The sequence below is a fragment of the Pseudomonas sp. ZT5P21 genome, from assembly GCF_054897785.1.
Window position 1 is genome coordinate 2,269,843 of record NZ_CM142705.1, and the last position, 21,642, is coordinate 2,291,484.

The 21,642-nt window shown below is 58.5% G+C and carries 27 protein-coding genes and 1 pseudogene; 18 read left to right on the forward strand and 10 right to left on the reverse strand.

All coding sequences use genetic code 11. The features are described from left to right. Positions 1 to 63: 63 nt before the first annotated feature. From ACYZT9_RS10545 to ACYZT9_RS10600, 12 genes are all read left to right on the forward strand, one after another. Positions 64 to 1,797 (forward strand): phage tail tape measure protein, encoded by a 1,734-nt coding sequence (locus tag ACYZT9_RS10545; RefSeq protein ID WP_462009731.1) that lies wholly within the window; start codon positions 64 to 66, stop codon positions 1,795 to 1,797. A gap of 81 nt (positions 1,798 to 1,878) precedes the next feature. Then, a complete protein-coding gene (locus ACYZT9_RS10550) occupies positions 1,879 to 2,382 on the forward strand; it encodes an SHOCT domain-containing protein (protein WP_462009732.1) in 504 nt (167 codons plus the stop codon). Positions 2,383 to 2,452: 70 nt separating this feature from the next. Beyond that, positions 2,453 to 3,697, forward strand: coding sequence for a DNA circularization protein (locus ACYZT9_RS10555; protein ID WP_462009733.1), 1,245 nt, complete (start codon positions 2,453 to 2,455; stop codon positions 3,695 to 3,697). Further along, positions 3,690 to 4,805 (forward strand): phage baseplate assembly protein, encoded by a 1,116-nt coding sequence (locus tag ACYZT9_RS10560; RefSeq protein ID WP_462009734.1) that lies wholly within the window; start codon positions 3,690 to 3,692, stop codon positions 4,803 to 4,805. The genes ACYZT9_RS10555 and ACYZT9_RS10560 overlap by 8 nt, the downstream gene beginning before the upstream one ends. Further along, a complete protein-coding gene (locus ACYZT9_RS10565; protein WP_462009735.1) occupies positions 4,802 to 5,317 on the forward strand; it encodes a phage baseplate assembly protein V in 516 nt (171 codons plus the stop codon). The genes ACYZT9_RS10560 and ACYZT9_RS10565 overlap by 4 nt, the downstream gene beginning before the upstream one ends. Next, on the forward strand, positions 5,317 to 5,784 hold the full coding sequence (locus tag ACYZT9_RS10570) for a phage GP46 family protein (protein WP_462009736.1): 468 nt from the start codon (positions 5,317 to 5,319) through the stop codon (positions 5,782 to 5,784). The genes ACYZT9_RS10565 and ACYZT9_RS10570 overlap by 1 nt, the downstream gene beginning before the upstream one ends. A 20-nt stretch (positions 5,785 to 5,804) precedes the next feature. Beyond that, on the forward strand, positions 5,805 to 6,842 hold the full coding sequence (locus ACYZT9_RS10575; RefSeq protein ID WP_462009737.1) for a baseplate J/gp47 family protein: 1,038 nt from the start codon (positions 5,805 to 5,807) through the stop codon (positions 6,840 to 6,842). Between the two features lie 8 nt (positions 6,843 to 6,850). After that, entirely contained in the window at positions 6,851 to 7,441 is a 591-nt protein-coding gene (locus tag ACYZT9_RS10580; RefSeq protein WP_462009738.1) for a YmfQ family protein, read from the forward strand. 3 nt (positions 7,442 to 7,444) lie between these two features. Next, positions 7,445 to 8,242, forward strand: a complete 798-nt coding sequence (locus ACYZT9_RS10585; RefSeq protein WP_462009739.1) for a hypothetical protein — start codon at positions 7,445 to 7,447, stop codon at positions 8,240 to 8,242. Continuing rightward, positions 8,239 to 8,607, forward strand: a complete 369-nt coding sequence (locus ACYZT9_RS10590; protein WP_462009740.1) for a tail fiber assembly protein — start codon at positions 8,239 to 8,241, stop codon at positions 8,605 to 8,607. The genes ACYZT9_RS10585 and ACYZT9_RS10590 overlap by 4 nt, the downstream gene beginning before the upstream one ends. A 57-nt stretch (positions 8,608 to 8,664) precedes the next feature. After that, the gene (locus ACYZT9_RS10595) at positions 8,665 to 9,090 is read left to right on the forward strand and encodes a cell wall hydrolase (protein WP_462009741.1); all 426 of its coding nucleotides are present in this window, start codon (positions 8,665 to 8,667) and stop codon (positions 9,088 to 9,090) included. Then, on the forward strand, positions 9,087 to 9,623 hold the full coding sequence (locus tag ACYZT9_RS10600; protein WP_462009742.1) for a DUF2514 family protein: 537 nt from the start codon (positions 9,087 to 9,089) through the stop codon (positions 9,621 to 9,623). Before ACYZT9_RS10595 ends, ACYZT9_RS10600 begins: the two co-directional genes overlap by 4 nt. Here the strand turns inward: ACYZT9_RS10600 and ACYZT9_RS10605 are convergent. From ACYZT9_RS10605 to ACYZT9_RS10635, 7 genes are all read right to left on the reverse strand, one after another. Beyond that, positions 9,581 to 10,270, reverse strand: a complete 690-nt coding sequence (locus tag ACYZT9_RS10605) for an SOS response-associated peptidase (protein ID WP_462009743.1) — start codon at positions 10,268 to 10,270, stop codon at positions 9,581 to 9,583. The genes ACYZT9_RS10600 and ACYZT9_RS10605 overlap by 43 nt on opposite strands. A 2-nt stretch (positions 10,271 to 10,272) precedes the next feature. Beyond that, complete coding sequence (locus ACYZT9_RS10610; RefSeq protein ID WP_462009744.1) at positions 10,273 to 10,599, reverse strand: hypothetical protein; 327 nt, start codon at positions 10,597 to 10,599, stop codon at positions 10,273 to 10,275. Positions 10,600 to 10,939: 340 nt separating this feature from the next. Further along, entirely contained in the window at positions 10,940 to 11,275 is a 336-nt protein-coding gene (locus ACYZT9_RS10615; protein WP_462009745.1) for a hypothetical protein, read from the reverse strand. Between the two features lie 100 nt (positions 11,276 to 11,375). Further along, positions 11,376 to 11,585 (reverse strand): hypothetical protein, encoded by a 210-nt coding sequence (locus ACYZT9_RS10620; RefSeq protein WP_462009746.1) that lies wholly within the window; start codon positions 11,583 to 11,585, stop codon positions 11,376 to 11,378. A gap of 303 nt (positions 11,586 to 11,888) precedes the next feature. Further along, positions 11,889 to 12,446, reverse strand: coding sequence for a Smr/MutS family protein (locus tag ACYZT9_RS10625; RefSeq protein WP_462009747.1), 558 nt, complete (start codon positions 12,444 to 12,446; stop codon positions 11,889 to 11,891). A gap of 85 nt (positions 12,447 to 12,531) precedes the next feature. Continuing rightward, the gene (locus tag ACYZT9_RS10630; protein WP_262165040.1) at positions 12,532 to 12,852 is read right to left on the reverse strand and encodes a hypothetical protein; all 321 of its coding nucleotides are present in this window, start codon (positions 12,850 to 12,852) and stop codon (positions 12,532 to 12,534) included. Between the two features lie 131 nt (positions 12,853 to 12,983). After that, positions 12,984 to 13,574 (reverse strand): cysteine hydrolase family protein, encoded by a 591-nt coding sequence (locus ACYZT9_RS10635; RefSeq protein WP_462009748.1) that lies wholly within the window; start codon positions 13,572 to 13,574, stop codon positions 12,984 to 12,986. Between the two features lie 239 nt (positions 13,575 to 13,813). Here ACYZT9_RS10635 and prmB point away from each other — a divergent pair, with 239 nt between their 5' ends. Further along, complete coding sequence (gene prmB / locus ACYZT9_RS10640) at positions 13,814 to 14,722, forward strand: 50S ribosomal protein L3 N(5)-glutamine methyltransferase (RefSeq protein WP_462009749.1); 909 nt, start codon at positions 13,814 to 13,816, stop codon at positions 14,720 to 14,722. Between the two features lie 131 nt (positions 14,723 to 14,853). On the opposite strand, the gene ACYZT9_RS10645 is transcribed toward prmB, so the two are convergent. Together ACYZT9_RS10645 and ACYZT9_RS10650 are read right to left on the reverse strand one after the other, a co-directional pair. Next, positions 14,854 to 15,645, reverse strand: coding sequence for a hypothetical protein (locus tag ACYZT9_RS10645; RefSeq protein ID WP_462009750.1), 792 nt, complete (start codon positions 15,643 to 15,645; stop codon positions 14,854 to 14,856). Positions 15,646 to 15,745: 100 nt separating this feature from the next. Then, a pseudogene (locus ACYZT9_RS10650) lies at positions 15,746 to 16,745 on the reverse strand (alpha/beta hydrolase). A gap of 83 nt (positions 16,746 to 16,828) precedes the next feature. Between ACYZT9_RS10650 and aroC the strand changes: the two are divergent. Genes aroC through mtnC form a run of 5 tightly spaced genes read left to right on the forward strand, consistent with a single transcriptional unit; the run spans position 16,829 to position 20,963 of the window. Beyond that, positions 16,829 to 17,920 carry a chorismate synthase gene (aroC, locus tag ACYZT9_RS10655; protein ID WP_462009751.1) on the forward strand — a complete coding sequence of 364 codons (1,092 nt, stop codon included), beginning with the start codon at positions 16,829 to 16,831 and terminating at the stop codon, positions 17,918 to 17,920. A gap of 34 nt (positions 17,921 to 17,954) precedes the next feature. Then, positions 17,955 to 19,100 carry an MFS transporter gene (locus ACYZT9_RS10660; protein ID WP_462009752.1) on the forward strand — a complete coding sequence of 382 codons (1,146 nt, stop codon included), beginning with the start codon at positions 17,955 to 17,957 and terminating at the stop codon, positions 19,098 to 19,100. Continuing rightward, positions 19,097 to 19,717 (forward strand): methylthioribulose 1-phosphate dehydratase, encoded by a 621-nt coding sequence (locus ACYZT9_RS10665; protein WP_462009753.1) that lies wholly within the window; start codon positions 19,097 to 19,099, stop codon positions 19,715 to 19,717. Before ACYZT9_RS10660 ends, ACYZT9_RS10665 begins: the two co-directional genes overlap by 4 nt. Before the next feature lie 12 nt (positions 19,718 to 19,729). Continuing rightward, positions 19,730 to 20,275 carry a 1,2-dihydroxy-3-keto-5-methylthiopentene dioxygenase gene (locus tag ACYZT9_RS10670; RefSeq protein WP_034151296.1) on the forward strand — a complete coding sequence of 182 codons (546 nt, stop codon included), beginning with the start codon at positions 19,730 to 19,732 and terminating at the stop codon, positions 20,273 to 20,275. A gap of 4 nt (positions 20,276 to 20,279) precedes the next feature. Further along, entirely contained in the window at positions 20,280 to 20,963 is a 684-nt protein-coding gene (gene mtnC / locus ACYZT9_RS10675) for an acireductone synthase (RefSeq protein WP_462009754.1), read from the forward strand. Between the two features lie 189 nt (positions 20,964 to 21,152). On the opposite strand, the gene ACYZT9_RS10680 is transcribed toward mtnC, so the two are convergent. Continuing rightward, positions 21,153 to 21,431: a DUF3509 domain-containing protein gene (locus ACYZT9_RS10680; protein ID WP_462009755.1), complete on the reverse strand. Its 279-nt coding sequence runs from the start codon at positions 21,429 to 21,431 to the stop codon at positions 21,153 to 21,155. Positions 21,432 to 21,642 lie beyond the last annotated feature (211 nt).

Below are 21,642 nucleotides of genomic sequence, written 5' to 3' on the forward strand. Positions count from 1 at the left end.
GGTCATGGAAATGGATCTCGAAGAGTTGAATTGGTGGCTTGAGCGGGCAGAGGAGTGGACGGGGTGGCAGACAAAGGCTACGGACTGAACGTAATCATCAAGGCCGTCGATCAACTGACCGCCCCGTTGCGCGGGATGATGGGAAAGGTTCAGGCGATCAGCGCGGGGATCAGCAACTCACTGGATCGCGCTGGTCTACCGGTATTCACTCAGAGTCTGAAGAACGTCGGAGGCGCTCTGGGTGGAGTTGGTAGTGCTGTCGGTGAAAGTTCGGCAAGGCTACTGGGGCTCGGGGCAACACTGGGGATCACTGGTGCAGCCCTTGGCGTTTTCGTGAACGGCTATGCGGATGCCACCGGCGCGATCAGTGATACCGCCGAGCGAACAGGTATCAGCCGGGAGCGGTTCCAGGAGTTGGGTTTTGCGGCCAAGCTCACCGGTTCGTCGTCCGAGGTACTGGCCGGCGCACTGCAGAAGATGAACATCAATGTAGGCGCCGCGACCAAGGGCTCGAAAGAGCTCACGGAGATGTTCGCTGGCCTTGGCATTAAATTGAAGAACACTGACGGCAGCCTGAAAAGCACCGACGAACAGTTCGCGATGTTCGTGGACCGCATCTCAAAGATCAAAAACCCATCGCTTCAAGCCCAGGCCGCAGTGAAAATCTTTGGGAAAAGTGCCACCGAGCTCTTGCCACTGATCCGAGGCGGTAGCGCTGGTCTGCAGCAGATGTCCGACGAAGCACGGCGTCTAGGGATCGTTCTATCCGACGATGCAGTTCGGGATGGAGAGGCTTTCGGCGACATCCTGGACACACTCAAGGCAGCTGTCGGCGGCGTCGGTAACATCATCGGCACTGCGCTTGTTCCAGAACTCAGCAAGATGTCCACCTGGCTGACGGAAACGATCGTCAAGTACCGGCCTCAAATCGAAGCGTTCGCCACCAGTTTTGCCAAAAACCTTCCAGGCAACATCCAGAAGATCACCGGTTTCCTTGGTGACCTTTACGATGGGATTCAGCCGGTAATCAATGCTATCGGCTGGCTGTCCGATACCTTCGGCGGCGCCAATGTGATCTTCGCTGCCCTTGGGGCATACATTGGCGGCGGGCTCGTGATGAGCATCCTCAACCTTGCGGTGGCCTTTAAAGGGCTGGGCTTTGCCATTGCTGCAACGCCAGTTGGCTGGTTCCTGGCCGCTGTTTTTGCGATCGGTTTCGCCGCGACGGTGATCTACAAAAGTTGGGACAACATTGTCGCGTTCTTTGAAGAGAAGTGGGCAGGCGTCAAAGCTGCCTTCAGCGACGGGATCATCAACGGCATCGTGAAGGTGTGGGAGGAGTACAACCCCGCCACCCTAATAATGGAGGCTCTCAACGGTTTGGTGAAATACATGACCGGCTGGGACCTTGGCGCGATTCTCGGCGCGAAGGTCAAGGACGCCATCAGTGCGATGAAAAGCGCGATTCCAGACTGGGCGGCGAAGATGCTCGGGATCGAGATTACTGGTGATCCCGCGGCGGCAGATGGATCTGGCCAGCCATCAGCACAAGCACAGGCGCCAGAGTCGGGGGCTGCTGCTCCGGGATCTGAGAGGGATTTGGCTGACATCGGCCGCCGAGCGGCTCAAGTTGGAAACGAGTCGGCGAAGATCGCCGCTGCGCCGCAGGATCCAGCGAAGGTTCACGTCAAGCTCGAACTAGCAAACCTGCCACCGGGCACAAAGGTGAAAACTGAGGGCAGCCAGGGCGCCCAATTCGACACCGACATTGGCTACTCCATGGCCTCGCCTGGCTGAGGAAGTCTAACTGGAGAGCTAGATTCGTCTTTGTGTGCTGGTTATGATCATGAATCAAGCCAGCCACAAGGAGTGTCGATGATGAGTGTAGAGTCCAAGCACGTTGTTAAATTCAGGATGGCACATCTGCAACAAGGCGAAATCATTGTCGGTTGGGGTGATGGATATATCGGCGACATGATGGGGAAAGGGAAAAAAACTCAACACAACGGATCGCTTATTGTGACCGGCTCGCGAGTTGCGTTTTACCGGAAAGGGTTATTCGGTGAGGTATTAGAAACAATCCCTTTGAAGTCCATTACCTCGATCGAGCGAAAGTCATTTATGGGGCATCGCTCGATATGCATTCATACATCGCACGACTCTCTCGAATTTAAAGGCTTCAAGAAAGATAAAGAGCAATCGTTGGTTGACGGGATTGAGGCGGGCCGGCGCACCGATAGCAATTCTCCCGCCGCCGTTGTTTCAACGGAGTCCGGCGATGCGATGTCCGCGCTCGGAAAATTGGCGGATCTCAAGAACGCCGGTGTTCTTACTGAAGAAGAGTTTGCAACGAAGAAGGCTGAGCTGCTCGCCAAAATCTGACCAGTTTTCAAAACTAAGTTTTTAAATCAAGCCCGGTTTGTCCGGGCTTTTTTGTGGGCGCGAAGAAACTATGACCTGGCGAGATAACTACCGCCCCGCGAGTTTTCGCGGCGCGGCGTTTTACGTGGAGTCTGCCGACAGCACCCATGGCCGCCGCCAGGCAGTGCATGAGCATGCTCAACGAGATGTTCCGTATACCGAAGATCTCGGCCGAAAGGCTCGTGAATTTTCTGTATCCGGGTATCTGATTGGCGCTGAATACCAGACCCAGCGGGACGAACTGATCAAGGCTTGCGAAACCGCAGGCCCTGGCGTTCTGGTTCATCCGTATCGCGGCGAGATGACGGTCACCTGTCGAGGGCTTGGCGTAAGCGAGAGCTCCAACGAAGGCGGCATGTGCCTGGTTAAGCTGACCTTCCTGGAGTCAGGCGAGGCCTCTTACCCTTCGGCAAAGGTCGACACCGTCAATGCGATCGACGCGAAGGCAAACACGGTCACCGCCGCTGCTGAACAAAGCTTTGTTTCGGGCTTTCTTACAAATGGTTTTCCGGCTCACGTCGCGGACTCGGCTGCAACTGGCCTTGCTGATCTGGGCGAGTTTATGGCGGCTCCCGGAAAGACTTTCGGCGGCGACCTTCAGGCCGCTTCTGATTTCTATATGCAAGCCCAAGGGTTGGCATCTGATGCGTTCAGCTTGGTGCAGCAGCCTTTGAATATGGTGAACCGGATTGCGAGTTTAATCGGTTCGGTCCGGTCGGCCTTTGGTGGCAACGCATTCAGTATGCTGACCAGTCTTTTTGATCGATCGACCGGCAGTTATTCGGGCAGCACGGCGACGCCGAGTCGTCAGCAGCAGGCTACGAACTACTCGGCCATGAATTCCTTGGTGCGCCAGGTCGCTGTAGCCGAGGCTGCCAAAGCCGCGGTTGTCACGCAGACCGCGACGGTTACACCGAGTGGCGTGACTCAAGTATCTGTCAGCCCTGTCGTGTACGACAGCTACCAAGCGGCGATCAAAGTCCGCGAGGACCTGGTTGGCCGCATCGACACCGAAGCAGAGACAACTCCAAACGACGAGGTTTACGTTGCGCTCTCGGATTTGCGCACCAGCGTAGTTCAGGCTGTTCCAAATCCAGAGCAAGACCTTGCTCGCATTGTTCAGTACGTACCTCGGGAAACATTGCCGTCTCTGTTGGTGGCTTACCAGATTTATGGCGATGCCGGCCGGGCCGACGAAATCGCCGCCCGAAACAATCCGCCTCACCCTGGCTTCCTGATGGGTGGTAACCAGCTCGAGGTTCTTGCTGATGGATGACCTCGAACTGCTGGTCAATGGTATGAACTACTCCGGCTGGACGTCACTCGGCGTGACCCGGGCAATTGACGCGGCGACCACTGCTTTCACTGCCACGCTCACCGAAAGATGGGAGGGGAGTGAGAGTTCCGCCGCCCAAGTGGAGCCGTGGCCGATCATCCCTGGTGACAAGTGCGAGGTTCGGCTGGCCAGCTTCCGAATGGTGGTTGGCTACGTCGACATCTTCAAACCCTCGTACAGCTCCAATGACCACACCATCAATATCCAAGGCCGGGACAAAGTCGCCGACCTCGTCGATTGCAGCGCCGTGCACGCCCCGGACGAGTGGAAAAACATCGATTTGCTCAGGTTCGCGCAGATTCTCGCAGCGCCATTCGACGTGAAGGTGATTTCCGATATTGATGTGGGCGAGCCGTTTCCAGTCTGCAAGCTGCAACAGGGAGAGACAGCATTCAAAGCTATCGAGCGATACGCCCGCCAGCGCAAAGCGTTGTTGATGCCGGACGGCGCCGGCGGTTTGTTGATCACCCGCGCAGGTGTACGTCGCGCATCCGCTTCGCTGGTCCAGGGTGAAAACATCCTGAGCGCGAGCGGAACGATCGATCACAGCCAGCGCTTCAGCAGCTACTTGGTGAAAGGTCAGTCCAGTTACAGCCCGGACAGCACCGGGGAGACCGAGGCGCATATCGAGGGCGCGGTCACCGACAGTGGCATCAAGCGATATCGGCCGATGTTGCTGGTCGCCGAGACGGGGGGAACATCATCGAGCCTCAAGGATCGCGCCACCTGGGAAGCGAACAGCCGGATCGGCAAGGGAGCCGCCGCGAGTGTTTCTGTGCAGGGCTGGCGCCAGAGCCCAGACGGCCCGCTTTGGGAGCCTGGGTTGTTGGTCTATGTGCGGTCGTCCTGGCTTCGTATGGATGGCTGGATGCTCATCCGTCAGGTGACCTACGAGCGAGGCGAGGGTGGTACCACTGCGAAGCTCGAAATCGTCAGCCCGCAGGCATTCGATCCTGAGCCACCAGATGGTAAGCAATCCAAAAAAAGTAAGAAGGGCTCGCGAAACATTTGGCGTGAGGCAATCCCGGAAGAGGATCGAAATAAATGAATGACGCTCTCCGAGAATTAGGTAGCCGGGTAAGGATGATGTTCGGTCGCGGCGTATTGCGCAGCGTTACCGACACCGGCCCTCGGCAACAGGTGCAGGTCGAACTGCTCAAGGACGAGCTACGCGACGGCTTGGAGCACATGCAGAACTACGGCTTCACCAGCCACCCAACCGGCGGCGACTGCGCCGTCGCATTTAATGGCGGAAACCGTGAGCAGGGCATTGTTCTTGTGATCGATGATCGTCGGTACCGCATCCCGCTACAAGCCGGCGAGGTCGCCATGTATGACGACCAGGGCAACAAAATCGAGCTACTGCGCGACATGGTGAAGGTCACCGCTGTGCAGCACGTCGAGGTGATGGCGCCGACGATCAAGCTGATCGGCGATCTTGAGGTGGTTGGAAATATCACAACTACCGGCACCGTCCTCAACAACGGCAAAAACATCGGAAGCACACACCAACACAACGGCGTCCTTGTTGGCGGCGCAAATACCGGAGCGCCTATCTGATGGCCGATGCCTCCATGGTAATGACCGAGAACGGCGGAGCGCTGGTTTTGTCCGGCTTCGATCTGGCTCGCGACGACGGACTCGAAACCGCTGTGATCATCAGCCTCTTCACCGATCGCCGCGCCAGTCCTGAACAGATCCCGGTAGAGCTTCCGCAAGACGACCTGCGTGGCTACTGGGGCGATATCAGTAATGCCACACCGTCTGACCAGACCGGTTCGCTGCTCTGGCTTCTGGCCCGGGAAAAGCAACTGCCTCAGGTGCTCGGCCGAGCCCAGCAGTATTGCCGAGAGGCGCTGGCTTGGATGATAGAGGACCTGGTTGCGACCCGTGTCGAAGTCACCGCCGAGTTTATCGCCCAGGGGTGGATGCTGATTCTGGTCGACATTTTCAGGCCAACCGGTTCACCGGTTCGCTATCGATTCAACTACGAATGGGCGGCACAAGCCGCGAAGAGGTCTGCCTGATGCCATTTGCAAGACCTACATTGACCGAACTGATCAACCGAGTAATCACGGACATCAGCAGCCGGGTGACTGGCGTCGACAGCGCCGTCCTGCGTCGATCCCTGCTCGGGGTTGTCGGGCAGTCTGAGGCCGGCGCCGTCCACCTGCTGTACGGCTACCTCGACTGGATCGCCAAGCAAACGATCATCGACACATCCACGGGCGAATACCTTCGGCGCTGGGCCTCTATCTGGAAGGTCATCCCGAAGACCGCCGGCTTTGCTGGTGGCCAGGTGGCTTTCCCGGGAGCGGCTACTTCAACCGTTCTCGCCGGCACGATTGTGCAGCGACAGGACAGAGTGCAGTACAAGGCACTCGCGGATTCGACATTCAGCGGTGGCTCGCTGAGCTTTCCGGTCTTGGCGCTGGAGGCTGGCGAGCAGGGCAATTTCGGCACAGGCCTTCCCATCTTCTTGCTGTCGCCAGTCGAAGGCGTTCAATCGACTGGGGCGACCACCACCAAGCTTGAAGGCGGTGTCGACGTTGAGTCTGACGAAAGACTGCTGGCCCGCTTGTTGGCGAGGATTCAACAACCTCCCCACGGCGGGGCGAGGTCCGACTACGAGCAGTGGGCGCTGGAAGTGGCGGGCGTTACGCGTGTTTGGGTTTACCCGTTGCAGATGGGCGCCGGCACAGTGACGGTGATGTTTGTCTGCGACGAGGACGAGAACATCATCCCGTCACCGGCAAAGGTCGCGGAGGTCCAGGCATACATCAATGAGCGCGCGCCAGTTACGGCAGAGGTGTTCGTTGTGGCGCCAATTCCCGACCCGTTGAACATGGACATCAAGCTTTCGCCGAACACCACCGCTGTTCAGAACGCAGTGCGCGCGGAAGTAGCTGACCTGATCGATCGCGACGCGGGACCGGGTGGCTTGATTCTGATCAGTCGGCTGCACGAGGCCGTGTCGTTGGCCGCTGGTGAGGACAACAACCAGATTGTCGCGCCAACAGCTGACGTTGCGCACGCTGCTGGCCACATGGCGATTCCCGGGACCTTTACCTTTTCCAGCCTGTAGGAGGCGCAATGCCAACAGCTGCTGAATACAGGGAGCAGCTGAAAGCGCTGCTTCCACCTGGTCAGGCCTTCCCTCGCGATGCGGGCACCACTTTGCATGATCTTCTCGACGGCATGTCGATCGAGCTTGCACGTGTTGACGGGCGGGCCAGCGTCTTACCGCAGGAGGCGAACCCAACCACGTCCGCAGAGTTGCTGTCGGATTGGGAGCGAGTGGCAGGGCTTCCCGATAAGTGCTCGGGCGTCCTCGAGGAGACGCTGCAGGGGCGCCGCAACGCATTGCTGACCAAGCTCACTAGCACCGGCGGGCAATCCGCTGCGTACTTCATTGAGCTGGCCGCATCGCTTGGGTACACGGTGACTATCGAGCAGTTCAGACCCTTCAGGGTGGGCATGTCGCGAGCAGGTGACTCTCTTACAAACGGAGCTTGGGTTTTCACCTGGCTCATCCGTGCGCCCGAAGTAACAGTAACTAGCTTCCGAGTTGGTCAGTCGGCCGTGGGTGAAAGGTTGCGCACCTGGGGCAACGACACCCTTGAATGCAAAATAAATCAATTGAAGCCAGCGCACACGATCGCGCTCTTCGCCTACGGAGATTGACGCATGCACAGAATTGACGGGCCTGGAGCCACGGTCGACAACAGGTTCACTGATGGCGATCCGATCGGTGGTGTACAAGCAACGGTGGTCACCGATGACTGGGCGAACGACGTTCAGGAAAACATCTGCAAAGTCATCGAAGATGCAGGAGTCACTCTCTCCAAAGGCAACTTTTCGCAGCTTAAAACCGCAATCGCAGCCATGATCGCGGCAGGTTCACTTGACCTGCTCAACACCGTGCGGACCGGTGTCGCATCGGCAGCTACGGTGAACCTGACAACCGCGGCTCCCAATTCTCGGCACATCAACATCACTGGATCGAACAGCATTTCCGGCTTCACTATTGCCGCAGGCAAATGCTACTTCGTGCGTTTTGATGCGGTGCTCACGCTGACGAACAGTGCATCACTCGTCACGCAAAGCGGCGCGGATATCGTCACTGCGGCTGGCGACACCTGCATCATTCGCGCAACAGCGGCAAACGTTGTTGAGATTCTTTGCTACACGCCTGGCATTCCCCAAGCGATCGGATATCGCCAGACGCAGCAAAACGTCTTGGCGTCCCGGGCGATCAACACCACCTACACCAACAACACCGGGCGCACGATTTGGGTACTGGCCAGTATCAACGTGGCCTCCGGGGCCGCTCCGCTTTTGGTGCTTGATGGTGTAAGCAGCGCCTCCATCGGCAACAACGGTTCCGGCGCCAACATCATCCTATTTAGTTTCCCGGTGAAAGACGGCCAAACCTACAGGATCAATGGCGGCACCTCAGCAGGTTATTGGAGTGAAATGCGATGAACAGAAACTTTTACCAAGACCCAGAAAACGGCGAAGTTTTCGAATACTCGGACGAAGATGTCGCCAATGGATTTGTTCGTGACGGCCTCGTTGCATTGACTGACGAGGAAGTTGAAGCGCATCTCGCTCCGCCAGTTCTGTCGCTCGAGCAACTGGCCGTGGTTGCGCTGAATGAGCGCGACCGGCGCCTCGATGTTGCAGCGCTACGCATCGCGCCGCTTCAGGATGCGGTCGACCTCGGCGAAGCCAGTGAAAATGAAGAGCAGTCTCTCCTCGCATGGAAGCGCTACCGCGTCGCAGTAAACCGCATCAGTCAGCAGGCTGGCTTCCCCACCAATATCGATTGGCCCGCGCCGCCGGGCTGATCCAATCACGAATTCACGACCGCCCACAGGCGGTATTTTTTTGTCTGGAGAAAAGTGATGCCTGTAACAGAAAAGGATCGTGACATCCTCGCTCGCACATTATGGGGGGAAGCCCGTGGCGAAAGCTTGTCTGGCCAAGTTGCCGTGGCCTGGGTTGTTCGCAACCGTGTGAACGACGGAAAGGACAGATCTTGGTGGGGGGAGGGCTACGCCGGCGTGTGCCAGAAGCCGTATCAGTTCAGTTGCTGGAACAAGAGCGATCCGAACTACTCGTTCTTGATCGGTATCAAGCAGATCCCGTTCCGTGAGCTTGCGCAGGCACGGATCGCCTCAGATCAGGTGATTGACGGAAAGGTGTCAGATCCCACCGGTGGCGCCACGCACTACTACGCCACGGCGATGCCGAAGGCGCCGATCTGGGCAAAGGACGCCAAGCAGACGCTGAAGATCGGCGGGCACGTCTTCTTCAAGGATGTGCCATGAATCCGCTCTGGCTGCGTATCCTTCCTTGTATAGCTGTGGTCGCACTTGTGTCCGGCGCACTGTTCGGCGCCTATCACCACGGGCTGTCGGTCAAGGACGCTGAGTGGCAATCGGCTTGGAATGCTCGCGACACCCGGGACGCGAGAGCCAGAGACGACAACGAAGCCGCCGAGCGATCCAAAGAGCAAGCCCGTCAACTCTCCATCAACAAGGCGATCCAAGATGGCCAACAGATTATCGACCAAGTCACTGCTGATGCTGTCGCTTCTCGCGCTACTGCTCACAGCATGCGCGAGGCAGCCGACAACCTTGCCGGTCGCCTCGCAGCCCGTGAAGCCAGCGGCAATTCCTGCACTGCCGCTGCAAGCAAGGCAGCTGCCCGCGCAGCAGTGGTGCTTGCCGACGTGCTCAAGCGCGCTGACCAGCGAGCGGGTGACCTGGCTGAAGTTGCTGACCAAGCCAGAGCCCGGGGAGTGACTTGCGAGCAAGCTTATGACGGGTTGAGTAAAGGCGATATCAGTTCAGGCCCCTGATTGCGCACATTGCCTATGGTCCGGTCAACCTTGAACCACTCGAACGCTTCGGTCGGCTCGCCCTGCAGGAGCACCATTTGTTCGGCGCGCTCTTTGGGTGTGTCCGGGTCCAGCCATTCCCGGGCGAGTTCCGGCGACAGAGTCACTGGCCGCCGGTCGTGAATGTCCACCATGCCGCCGGCGCTGTCGGCGGTGATGATCACAAAGCCATCATGCTCACCAGGTTCATGCTCGGCGTTCGGGTACTGGCCGATCGCGGCGCACAGGATCGGCGACCGGTCCCGCCGGCGAATGAGGTAGGGCTGCTTCTTCAGGCCACCCTCGTCGACCCATTCAAACCAGTTGTTGATCGCGATGATTGCCCGGTGTGGCCAGATCGCACGGAAGAATGGGCCGTGGGCGACTTTCTCTACCCGGGCGTTGATTGGTGCGGCCCGGTCCTTTGCCCAGTGCGGGCGCCATCCCCAACGAACCATGTCGGCATGCAGGTAAGCGCCTTCCTGGTGGAAGATTGCAAGTTGAGTCGTGGGTGCGGCGTTGTATCGCTCGAACCGATGATCGCCGACATTGTTTACGAGCGGGTTCGCCATGCTCAGCGCCGCTACGAAGTCATGAATGCCGTCGTATTGGGAAAGACGTCCGCACATGGTTATCTCCTGTGATTCAGCTTGAGCGCCTGCAAATCGCGAATCATCATTTCTTTTTGATCGAGGACGCGCGTCAAACTCTGGATCTCGGACAGCTGATCCGTGGTCTCTGCTTCGAGGTTCGCCATCCAGGTCCGTTTCTTTTCGAGTTCGACTGATAGCTGGTCGTTCATTCGGACAAGACCTGCGATGTTTTCCCTCGCTGCGCGCAGCTCCAACTTCAGCGCCTGGATGTCCTCCTCGAGCATGCTTGCGTAATGTTTGACGGTTTCGAGCCGGGTTGGGCAGCCCTCCCAATCGCCGGTGTCTTCGATTTCATACGGGTCCATGGTGATGCCTAATATGTACTGTTTGGATATACAGTAATGAGCGCGCGATGATTGGGCGAGGGTATAGCGACGAGCAGTAGGATTTTAGATTTGTGTTCGTTTGGCAGGACGCCGGAGAGGGGGGGAAGCTGCTGGTAATTCTTCCCCAAAACGCAACCGTTTGAACCAATGTTTATTGGTTTCAGAAGAGTCGGAAAAGTGGGTGGTTTTATAGGGCGATTTCGTGTTCAAGGCCTTGATTTCAAAGGCCTTGACCTATTTTTATGCGGCATCCCAAGCTTTGATGCCGCAAATGGTGCGCGCCGGTATCAGTTTATGACCGCTCGCCGAGCCGTATCGCTCAACTCTTCTTTGCTTCTGAAAATCCCGCGATCACCCAGACAATCATCCAGGCGATTCCATGCACCGCAACAAAGGCAGCCACACCCCCCGCCAAGCACAGCAGGCCCATTGCGAACATGTCATTACTGTTGCTGTAGCGTTCCGTCAGCATCGTTAGCCCTGCTCCAAGGCAGACCAAACCGAATACTGCCAGCGGCAAGAAGGCCAGCATTCGTAATATTTGCAGGATTCGCCAGTAACCCTCATTGGGAAGCCATTGTGGTTTTTTCTTCGCCAATGCGATCAGTCGTTTCATAAACCAAGCGTTCCTGTTTCCGTGAATGGCGACGGCCATGTGAGCTCATTTAAGGTTAAGCAATGTCATAGCAAAAAGCCATTCGGTCTGTGCCTGTGCATCATCGCAACAATGCCGCAAATCGCAATGTCTCTTGGCGTCACTCCGGCGCCATCATCACTGCGAGCGTCATTTTGATGAATTCCTCGTTGCGGTCGATGGCGACCAGGGCGCCGCGGATGTTATCGGCAACCTCGGCTGCGCCTCGCTGCTCGACCCAGTTCGAGAGCTCCATGATTGCGGCTTCCAGGGCGAGCTGGTTTTCGTTGATTTTGAAGAGCAGGGAAGGGAGCAGGTCTGAGTTGGGCATAGCGAATCCTCCGTGAAGAGGTCAGCTTAGCAGTAGTAATAAAAAGTGACGAACGGTAGGCGGGACGCCTGGGGAGGAATGAATCTCGTACCAATTTTTGTACCACTGACCGTGTAAAGCAGGTCAAAACCGGGTACGTCTAAGTAAGCAAGTGCCCGGATTCATTGACTATTGTTACTTTGCCTTACCCCTTTAGAATCGCGGTGTAATTCTGTTCCAGGGACATGAAACTACCTGTGGGATTTTACGCAAAGGGCAAGGGTACGGTGGCAAACACGGCGCTGCAAGCTTGTCGCAACAGCTTTACTCGTCGCGACCTTCCATCATGGTGCGTTTGAGCATCACGTAAACCGCCCCGGCGCCGCCATGTTTTGCCTGGCATGAGGTGAAGCCGAGCACCTGTGAATGCTGGCGCAGCCAGGTGTTGACGTGGCTTTTGATCATTGGGCGCTTGCCGTCCAGGCGAACGGCTTTGCCGTGGGTGACGCGCACGCAGCGGATTTCGAATTTGGTTGCTTCGGCGAGGAATGCCCAAAGGGTTTCCCGGGCCTTTTCCACGTTCATGCCGTGCAGGTCGAGACTGCCTTCGAACGGAATCTGCCCGATCTTGAGCTTGCGCATCTGGCTTTCCTGCACGCCGTCGCGCGCCCACATCAGCTCGTCTTCCGGGCCGACGTCGATCACGAACTGATCAGACAGGCCGTCAACAGGGGTGGCATCGGTGCGAACGGTGGCAGCCTGGCGCAGCTTGGCGATTTGCGCGCGGTCAGCCTTGGGTTTGCCGGTGTCGGCGCGGTCGTGCTTGATCGGCTTCACGCCTTGGATCGCGCTTTTGAACAGGGAAAAATCGTCGTCTTGCATGTCAGCCTCCGCGAAGGGCGGCCAGTTTACCCAAGTCGAGACACGATCGATAACAATTGGGCCTGGCGAAACGTCAGGCCTCGATTCAGTCGTGTTTTTTCATCAAGTGCGGGGACATGTTCAGCGCTCGCGACTGGCGCGCGCGGCGACGGCAACGCCGCCACAGCCACACGCCCAGGTAGAGCAGGAACAGGCCGACCGCCAGAATGATTGCCGAGCCCAGCGGGCTGGCGTTCAGCTCGCCGAGTGCCGGCGGGCGGCCGAGCAGACTGGCGGCGCCGGCCATGGCCAGCAACACACCGCAGGTCGCCAGCAGCGCAGCGAACGCTGCGCCGAAGCGAAAACGCCAGTTGCTTTGGCCTTTGGGCCGCAAGCGGCGTGCGTCAAAACCATCGGATAACTTCATTCCGACCTTCCTCAATGGGTATCGGCCCTTCGACCGGGAGTTGACCGGGATGTTCCTGAGGCTATGACATTTACGGCTAATGAGAGGCTTTTGCGGATGAGCGGCGCCATGAACCGCTCATCAGGCGTCGATCAGATCAGGTCATGGGTCAGGGCGAGGGTGGCGAAGTTGTCCGCCATGATCGCCATTTCGGTCTGTTGAACGTGGTCTGCGCTCAACACGCCACCCTTGTAGGGCAAATCGCGCGTTGCGCAGGCGTCTTCAACCAGGGTGCAACGAAAGCCCAGGTTTTTCGCGGCGCGAACGGTGGTGCTGACGCTGGAATGGCTCATGAAACCGCACACGATCAGGTCCAGCGAACCGAGATTCTGCAGGCGCTCCAGCAGTTCGGTGCCGTGAAACGCACTCGGCAGCAGTTTGCCGATGACGGTTTCGTGGGCTTGCGGTTCCAGGCCCGGGATGAATTCACCGCGTTCGCCTTGCGGGTCGAACAAGCCGCCGACGGTGCCGAGGTGGTGCACATGCACGATTGGCCGGCCGGCGGCGCGGGCGGCGCTCACCAGTTGCTTGATGTTCGCGACAGCAGCATCCATACCGCTCAGGGCCAGGGGACCGCTGAGGTATTCTTTCTGGGCATCGATGATGACAAGGGTCGCATGACCCAGGTTGGCCGCTGCATAACCGCGGCCGCTGAGTTGAAACATCGTTTTTGGAACGGACATTCTGGGGCTCCTTCGAGTGGGGCTTTTGCGACATTGTCCTCTGGCTGAGCGCTTCTGTGAATCGCTACCATCGCAGGGGCCGTCGTTGCTGGCCCGTAGCCTTGTCAAGATACTCGCTTTGTTCAATAGACAGCGCAAAAAATGGATGCGTCCTACATTCGGGCCGATGCTTTTCCTGCGTCGTCGTGGCGCGTTTTGGCTGTTAGAATCGTCAGTCGTTTTTTTTGGAGTTTGCCCCCGTGATCACTTCCCGACTTCGTACCCTGCGTGACCATATCCGTTGGGCCGTCAGCCGCTTCCATGGGGAGGATCTGTTTTTCGGCCACGGGACCGACAATGCCTGGGACGAAGCCCGTCAACTGGTGTTGGGCGCGTTGCATCTGCCATGGGAAATTGCTGACAGCTACCTCGACTGCAATCTGGAGGACGACGAGTTGGTCAGGCTGCAGCGCATGCTCAAGCGCCGTATTGAAGAACGTATTCCGACCGCTTACCTGTTGGGCGAGGCCTGGTTCTGCGGCATGTCGTTCATTGTCGACGAGCGCGTGTTGATCCCGCGTTCACCGATCGGCGAGCTGATCGAAAAGGGTTTTGCACCGTGGCTGGGCGCCGAACCTGCTCGGATTCTCGACCTGTGCACCGGTTCCGGTTGCATCGGTATTGCTTGCGCCTATGAGTTCCAGAACGCCGAAGTGGTGCTGGCCGACCTGTCGTTCGAAGCGCTGGAAGTGGCCAACAAGAACATCGAGCGTCATGGCGTCGATGAGCGTGTGTACACCGTTCAGGGCGATGGTTTCGACGGTTTGCCGGGGCAACGTTTCGACCTGATCGTGTCGAACCCGCCTTACGTCGATGCGGAAGATTTCGCCGACATGCCCCAGGAGTATCAGCACGAACCGGAGCTGGGCCTGGCCTGTGGCGACGACGGTTTGAACCTGGTGCGCCGCATGCTCGCTGAAGCGGCGGATCACCTGACGGAGAAGGGCTTGCTGATTGTCGAAGTGGGTAACAGCCAGGTTCACGTTGAAGCGTTGTACCCGGAAGTCGACTTCGCGTGGCTCGATTTCGAGCGCGGTGGGCATGGCGTGTTCATGTTGAGCGCCGAACAGTGCCGTCAGCATCAGGCACTATTTGCGTCCCGAGTCTGACTGAACTGACTTTTGTGGTGAAGGGGATTTGTGGTGAGGGGATTTATCCCCGTTGGGTCGCGAAGCGGCCCCAAAAAAGAGGGACTGCTACGCAGTCCAACGGGGATAAATCCTCTCGCCACAAGCTGCCATCAGCGGTGCGTCGCAATCCAGATTAATAACCCCGCCTGAAACACCGCAAACGCCACCAGGCACGTAATGGTGAAACGCAGCCCGGCATCCTCACGTTTGTATTTGCTGACTTTTTCCTCGTGCTTCTTCAGCTTCACTTCCTGCTCGGCAAGATTCTGCTCAGCCTGCTGGAGCATTTGCGCCGCCTCGAGAATTTCCACCTGCTGAAGCTTCTCGGTGTTCCAGTCTGCCAACAGGTCGCCGACCTGCACCTCTTTGACGCTACCCTTCAAATGCTGGGCGTCGGCATACACCACCTCAAAACCGTGCGCCTTAAGAAAATGATCGCGGCGCAGGCGCGTGTCTTCGTTCAGCGCGTCCTTGTTGTTCAGGTCAGTGCCGTCGACGGTGTAGCCGGGCCAGCGCTTTTTCGCCCAGGTAATGCCCTGAGCGGCCATATAACGCCCGATACCACGGTTCATCGGTTCGATCTGCAAACCGCTGTCAGGCCCGAAATGCACGCGTTTGCTGGCGTGATCAACCCACACGTCGAGGTGATTCTGTTCCTTGCGCACCCGCTGGCCGGGCAGCGAAATGGTCATGCGCAACAAGCTGTGTTGCTTGTCGTTGCGTTCGGCGTAGCTGAATTCAACAAAGCGCAATGGCCGCCCGCCGGTGTTGCGATCGGTCTGCAACGGCGCCAGACGGAGCATCTTGTGGTGCTCGACGTGGACGTCCGCCCACGGCAGCTCAACCGCTGGCGGTGCGTCTTTTTCAGCGGTGGTGTCAGGTGAAGTCGGGGTATCAGTCATAACGGCGAGGTCCTGTCCAAGCTCGGCTTGCCGCCAGGTATAAACGCTGGCGACAAAGGCTTATCGGCCGTTTTTTTCAGGACTGGAGTGAAAACCGCGCTTAAATGGCGCGAAGTCCGTCAATAAACCCGAGGATTCGCGTGCCGAGTTCGGCCGCCAGAGGCAATTGCGGGTCCTTGTAGGAGGCCAATTGCCGTTTGACGTCGTTGGGCACGATGCGCATGACGTGGTTCATTCCGTCGATCAGCGCCAGTTCGGCGTCGGGTTTGGCGGCCTTGAGCATCCTGGCGTCATCGACTCCGACCTGAATGTCGTTGCTGCCCTGAATGATCAACGCCGGCATTTTCAGCTTGGCAAATGCCGCCGCCGGGTCCTGGCGGAACAACGAAATCAGGTACGGCTGCACACTCGGGCGGAAAATCACCTGCAACTGCGGCGGCACATTGTCGTCGGTACGGCCGGCCTTGAGGCTGTCCAGCAATTGGTTGCTGCGCAGCATCAGCGGCGGCGGCAGACGATTACCCAATTGCTGGCGCAGCACCTGATCGATCGGACGGGCGCTGCCGGACATGGAAATGACTGCCGCGGCATCGACGGCCGGTGCCGCGAGGCTGGCGATCAACGCGCCTTCGCTGTGGCCCAACAGAATCAATTGGCCAAAACGCGGGTCGGTTTTGAGCTTCTGGCCCCAGGCTTCGGCGTCGGCTACGTAGGCCTCCACCGACAGATTGCGTTCGTCCGGGGTCGCCGCCAGGCTCGCCGCCACACCGCGCTTGTCGTAGCGAACGCTGGCGATGTTGTGTTTGGCCAGCACCCAGGCGAGGCGCTTGAGGCTGTCATTGCGCCCGCCGTCGGGGTTATTGCCATCACGATCTGTAGGACCTGAGCCGGAAATGATCAGGACAACCGGCACGGGCTTGTCGGATTTTGGCAGCAACAAGGAGCCGAAAAGCTCCCCGGTGCCGGTGTCCAGACTGATCGGGCGTTGCAGGACTGTCGCCTGGACAAAGCCGGTAAAGAGGGTAAGGCTCAAGGCAAGAACTCGCAGCATCATCACGCCATCATTTACAAAGGTGCCGGTTGGACTCGCGGGCACCCATAAGGTTCGAGGATGAACTACTTGGGTAGCCTGCGTATACTGGCGCGCATTACGTATTCAGGTCCATTTCACGGAGCGTCCTGCATGTCCGGCAATACCTACGGCAAGCTGTTCACTGTCACCACCGCAGGCGAAAGCCATGGTCCGGCGTTGGTCGCCATTGTCGACGGCTGCCCGCCGGGTCTGGAAATTTCCCTGGAGGATTTGCAGCGCGACCTCGACCGCCGCAAACCCGGCACCAGCCGCCACACGACGCAGCGCCAGGAAGCCGACGAGGTCGAAATCCTTTCCGGCATCTTCGAAGGCCGCACCACCGGTTGCTCTATCGGTTTGTTGATCCGCAACACCGACCAGAAGTCCAAGGACTACTCGGCGATCAAGGACCTGTTCCGCCCGGCGCACGCTGACTACACCTATCACCACAAATACGGCGAACGCGATTACCGCGGCGGCGGTCGCAGCTCGGCGCGGGAAACCGCCATGCGCGTGGCGGCCGGCGCGATTGCCAAGAAATACCTGGCCACCCAGGGCATCGTCATTCGGGGTTACATGAGCCAGCTCGGCCCGATCGAAATTCCGTTCAAGACCTGGGATTCGGTGGAAGAGAACGCGTTTTTCAGCCCTGATCCGGACAAGGTTCCAGAACTGGAAGCCTATATGGACCAGCTGCGCCGCGACCAGGATTCGGTCGGCGCGAAAATCACCGTGGTCGCCGAAGGCGTGATGCCGGGCCTCGGCGAGCCGATCTTCGACCGTCTCGATGCCGAACTGGCCCATGCGCTGATGAGCATCAACGCGGTCAAAGGCGTGGAAATCGGCGCCGGTTTCGCCAGCGTCGCGCAACGGGGCACCGAGCATCGCGATGAGATGACTCCGGAAGGTTTCCTCAGCAACAACGCCGGCGGCATCCTCGGTGGCATTTCTTCCGGTCAGCCGATCGTGGCGCACCTGGCGTTGAAGCCGACATCCAGTATCACCACGCCGGGCCGGTCCATCGACGTCCACGGCAATCCGGTGGAGGTCATCACCAAGGGTCGCCACGACCCGTGCGTCGGCATTCGCGCCACGCCGATTGCCGAAGCGATGATGGCCATCGTGCTGATGGATCACTTGCTGCGTCACCGCGGGCAGAATGCCGATGTGCGCGTGAGCACGCCGGTGCTGGGTCAGCTTTAATGGCTGATATCAAAGCCGCTGCGGTCTGACGGGCGTGGCGGCGCTTCCGTACTGGCGGCTCTCCAGTTTTTATCTGTTCTATTTCGCCTTGCTCGGTTCGACAGCGCCGTTTCTGGCGCTGTACTTCGATCACCTTGGATTTTCCGCGGCACGCATCGGCGAGCTGGTGGCGATCCCGCTGCTGATGCGCTGCGTCGCGCCGAACATCTGGGGCTGGCTCGGCGACTACACCGGTCGGCGTCTGGCTATCGTGCGTTTCGGCGCGGTGTGTACGTTGCTGACCTTTTCGCTGGTCTTTGTCAGCAAAACCTACGCCTGGCTGGCGATGGTCATGGCCTTGCATGCGTTTTTCTGGCACGCGGTGTTGCCGCAATTTGAAGTCATTACCCTGGCGCACCTGAACGGCCAGACCCAGCGCTACAGCCAGATTCGCTTGTGGGGCTCCATCGGTTTCATCATCACCGTGGTTGCGCTGGGGCGATTGTTCGAATGGCTCAGCCTGGACATTTACCCGGTGGCGCTGGTGCTGATCATGGCGGGGATCGTGGTCAGCAGTGTGTGGGTGCCGAACGCGCAACCGGTTCAGGGCGAACGGATTGCCGGCGACGGCTTTCTCAAGCAATTGCGCAATCCCGGTGTGCTGGCGTTTTACGGTTGCGTGGCGCTGATGCAGGTGAGTCACGGTCCGTATTACACCTTTCTGACCTTGCACCTTGAGCGATTGGGTTACAGCCGTGGATTGATCGGCATGCTCTGGGCGCTCGGCGTGGTGGCCGAAGTCTTGATGTTTTTGGTCATGAGCAAGATTCTCGCGCGCTTCTCGGTGCGCCGGGTGCTGCTGGCGAGTTTTCTGCTGGCGGCGCTGCGTTGGTTGTTGCTGGGCTCGTTCGCCGAATTCGTCTGGGTGCTGCTGTTTGCCCAAGTGCTGCACGCGGCGACGTTCGGCAGCTTTCACGCGGCTGCCATCCAGTTCGTGCAACGTAGCTTCGGTGCGCGCCAGCAAGGGCAGGGCCAGGCGTTGTATGCCGCGCTGGCCGGCACCGGTGGCGCATTGGGTGCGTTGTACTCCGGCTACAGCTGGAATGCCCTCGGGGCCACGTTCACGTTTAGTATTGCCAGTCTCGCAGCCTTCGCCGCTGCCGTTATCATTGCTACACGTATGCAAGAGGACAGGCCATGAGCCTTACCCGTGAACACCTCGCCCAGGAAATCATCGACGCCGGGCGTTTTCTGTATGGCCGCGGCTGGTCGCCGGCTACCAGCAGCAATTATTCGGCCCGTCTGTCGCCGACTGAAGCCTTGCTCACCGTGTCCGGCAAGCACAAAGGCCTGTTGGGCATCGATGATGTGCTGGCCACGGATCTGTCAGGCAACAGCCTGGAACCTGGCAAGAGACCGTCGGCCGAAACCTTGTTGCACACCCAACTCTACAGTTGGCGCCCGGAAATCGGCGCGGTGCTGCATACCCATTCGGTGAACGCCACAGTGCTGTCGCGCCTGACGCCGGAAGCTTTCATCGAGTTCGAAGACTACGAACTGCAAAAAGCCTTCAGCGGCGTGTCGACCCACGAGTCCCAAGTGCGAGTGCCGATTTTCGACAACGATCAGGACATTGCGCGCCTGGCCGCCAAGGTGCAGCCTTGGCTGGAAGCCCATCCCGATTGCGTCGGCTATCTGATCCGCGGCCATGGCCTCTACACCTGGGGCGCGCGCATGAGCGATGCGCTGCGGCAGATCGAGGCCTTCGAATTTTTGTTCGAGTGCGAGTTGAAGACGCGTTCGATCCTAAACCGTTAAGGAGTTGCCCTGATGAGCAGCCTGTCCGTCTACCACGTCTCAAGCCCTGACATTCCGAACAAGGTGCTTACCCATTTCGAAGACATCGCCTCGACCCTGGCCGAGCAGGGCGTGCGCTTCGATCGCTGGCAAGCGGCGGCGAAAATCCAGCCGGGCGCCAGCCAGGAAGAGGTGATCGCCGCGTATCAGGAGCAAATCGACAAACTGATGACCGAGCGCGGTTACATCACCGTCGATGTGATCAGCCTGAACAGCGACCACCCGCAAAAAGCCGAGTTGCGCGCCAAGTTCCTCGACGAACACCGCCACGGCGAGGACGAAGTACGATTTTTCGTCGCTGGCCGTGGCTTGTTCACTCTGCACATCGACGATTACGTCTACGCCGTGCTGTGCGAGAAGAACGACCTGATCTCGGTGCCGGCCGGCACACCGCACTGGTTCGACATGGGCGAGCATCCGCATTTCGTCGCGATCCGCCTGTTCAACAATCCCGAAGGCTGGGTGGCCAATTTCACCGGCGAAGACATCGCCAGCCGTTTCCCGCGTCTTGAGGACTGAGCCGATGCCGATCAAAGCGATCCTCACCGATATCGAAGGCACCACCAGCGCGGTGAGCTTTGTGTTCGACGTGTTGTTTCCGTACGCCGCCAAACACCTGCCGGACTTCGTTCGCCAGCACGCCGCGCGCGCCGACGTGGCTGAGCAACTGGACGCCGTGCGCCGGGACAGCGATGAGCCGGACGCGGACGTCGAGCGCGTTATCGAGATCCTCCTGGGCTGGATCGCCGAAGACCGCAAAGCCACGCCGCTCAAGGCCTTGCAAGGTATGGTCTGGGCGCAGGGCTATCAAGCCGGGCAGTTGAAAGGACATGTTTATCCGGACGCCGTCGAAGCGCTGAAACGCTGGCATCAGGAAGGTTACAAACTGTTTGTTTATTCTTCGGGTTCGATTCAGGCGCAAAAACTGATTTTCGGCTGCTCGGAAGCGGGGGATTTGTCGCCGTTGTTCAGCGATTATTTCGACACCACGTCGGGGCCCAAGCGTGAGGCGCAGTCTTACCAGCGCATCACCCAAGCTATTGGCCTTGAAGCGGCGCAGATTCTGTTTCTGTCGGACATTGTCGAGGAACTGGACGCGGCGCGCACGGCCGGCATGGCGACGTATGGGCTGGCCCGTGAAGGCGGGGAGTTGGCAGGGCATGTGACCGTGGACAGCTTTGCGCGGATCGATCCTTCCACGTTTTAGCGACGTTGCACATAACCTGTGGGAGCGAGCTTGCTCGCGATGACGGTGTGTCAGTCAGCATCAATGTCGTCTGACCGACCGCTATCGCGAGCAAGCTCGCTCCCACAGAGGGAATTGCATATCGTCAGAAACAACTCAGGCCATGGAGCGAAAGCTCTCACGGCCTGTTTGTTTACAGCGCGAGAATGTTTACACCGAGTGATAAGTCGGCAACGCAAACCGCTGCTGGCTCTGCAACATGGAGATCTGCGGCAGTTCACTGGCCTGTTCCGCCAGATCACGGCGAATGGCGCTGATCACCCATGACAGCTGATCACCGGCATGCAATTGCTGGTAGGAAATCGAGCGTTTGAATACCCGACCTTCGCAGCTACGCAAGGTCAGCAGAATGCCACCGTCTGGACGAGGCTGGGTGGTCACTTCGAAGTTGGAGAACAGGGACGAAAATTTTTCTTGGATCAGGCTCATGTCGTTTGGCTCCGTAAGCTCTTGAAAGGCAAGCATGCAGAGGTAGTTGCAGTGATTGTGCCAGCAACCGTATTTTTAAAAACATTTATAAATCAATAAGTTAATTTTTCACCAAATTTTTACTTTCGTGCAATCTGCATGAATGGCCATCGTGCATCCTGCATTTTGCGAGGTCGATGACGATTCGACTGAACCAATTCGCACCGCCGTT

What these genes read in the sequence shown, in the direction of transcription:
- ACYZT9_RS10550 (WP_462009732.1), top strand. Translation starts at nt 1,879, where the DNA reads ATGAGTGTAGAGTCCAAGCACGTTGTTAAATTCAGGATGGCACATCTG.
- ACYZT9_RS10555 (WP_462009733.1), top strand. Translation starts at nt 2,453, where the DNA reads ATGACCTGGCGAGATAACTACCGCCCCGCGAGTTTTCGCGGCGCGGCG.
- ACYZT9_RS10560 (WP_462009734.1), top strand. Translation starts at nt 3,690, where the DNA reads ATGGATGACCTCGAACTGCTGGTCAATGGTATGAACTACTCCGGCTGG.
- ACYZT9_RS10565 (WP_462009735.1), top strand. Translation starts at nt 4,802, where the DNA reads ATGAATGACGCTCTCCGAGAATTAGGTAGCCGGGTAAGGATGATGTTC.
- ACYZT9_RS10570 (WP_462009736.1), top strand. Translation starts at nt 5,317, where the DNA reads ATGGCCGATGCCTCCATGGTAATGACCGAGAACGGCGGAGCGCTGGTT.
- ACYZT9_RS10580 (WP_462009738.1), top strand. Translation starts at nt 6,851, where the DNA reads ATGCCAACAGCTGCTGAATACAGGGAGCAGCTGAAAGCGCTGCTTCCA.
- ACYZT9_RS10585 (WP_462009739.1), top strand. Translation starts at nt 7,445, where the DNA reads ATGCACAGAATTGACGGGCCTGGAGCCACGGTCGACAACAGGTTCACT.
- ACYZT9_RS10590 (WP_462009740.1), top strand. Translation starts at nt 8,239, where the DNA reads ATGAACAGAAACTTTTACCAAGACCCAGAAAACGGCGAAGTTTTCGAA.
- ACYZT9_RS10595 (WP_462009741.1), top strand. Translation starts at nt 8,665, where the DNA reads ATGCCTGTAACAGAAAAGGATCGTGACATCCTCGCTCGCACATTATGG.
- ACYZT9_RS10600 (WP_462009742.1), top strand. Translation starts at nt 9,087, where the DNA reads ATGAATCCGCTCTGGCTGCGTATCCTTCCTTGTATAGCTGTGGTCGCA.
- ACYZT9_RS10605 (WP_462009743.1), bottom strand. Translation starts at nt 10,270, where the DNA reads ATGTGCGGACGTCTTTCCCAATACGACGGCATTCATGACTTCGTAGCG.
- ACYZT9_RS10610 (WP_462009744.1), bottom strand. Translation starts at nt 10,599, where the DNA reads ATGGACCCGTATGAAATCGAAGACACCGGCGATTGGGAGGGCTGCCCA.
- ACYZT9_RS10615 (WP_462009745.1), bottom strand. Translation starts at nt 11,275, where the DNA reads ATGGCCGTCGCCATTCACGGAAACAGGAACGCTTGGTTTATGAAACGA.
- ACYZT9_RS10620 (WP_462009746.1), bottom strand. Translation starts at nt 11,585, where the DNA reads ATGCCCAACTCAGACCTGCTCCCTTCCCTGCTCTTCAAAATCAACGAA.
- ACYZT9_RS10625 (WP_462009747.1), bottom strand. Translation starts at nt 12,446, where the DNA reads ATGCAAGACGACGATTTTTCCCTGTTCAAAAGCGCGATCCAAGGCGTG.
- ACYZT9_RS10630 (WP_262165040.1), bottom strand. Translation starts at nt 12,852, where the DNA reads ATGAAGTTATCCGATGGTTTTGACGCACGCCGCTTGCGGCCCAAAGGC.
- ACYZT9_RS10635 (WP_462009748.1), bottom strand. Translation starts at nt 13,574, where the DNA reads ATGTCCGTTCCAAAAACGATGTTTCAACTCAGCGGCCGCGGTTATGCA.
- ACYZT9_RS10645 (WP_462009750.1), bottom strand. Translation starts at nt 15,645, where the DNA reads ATGACTGATACCCCGACTTCACCTGACACCACCGCTGAAAAAGACGCA.
- aroC (WP_462009751.1), top strand. Translation starts at nt 16,829, where the DNA reads ATGTCCGGCAATACCTACGGCAAGCTGTTCACTGTCACCACCGCAGGC.
- ACYZT9_RS10665 (WP_462009753.1), top strand. Translation starts at nt 19,097, where the DNA reads ATGAGCCTTACCCGTGAACACCTCGCCCAGGAAATCATCGACGCCGGG.
- ACYZT9_RS10670 (WP_034151296.1), top strand. Translation starts at nt 19,730, where the DNA reads ATGAGCAGCCTGTCCGTCTACCACGTCTCAAGCCCTGACATTCCGAAC.
- mtnC (WP_462009754.1), top strand. Translation starts at nt 20,280, where the DNA reads ATGCCGATCAAAGCGATCCTCACCGATATCGAAGGCACCACCAGCGCG.
- ACYZT9_RS10680 (WP_462009755.1), bottom strand. Translation starts at nt 21,431, where the DNA reads ATGAGCCTGATCCAAGAAAAATTTTCGTCCCTGTTCTCCAACTTCGAA.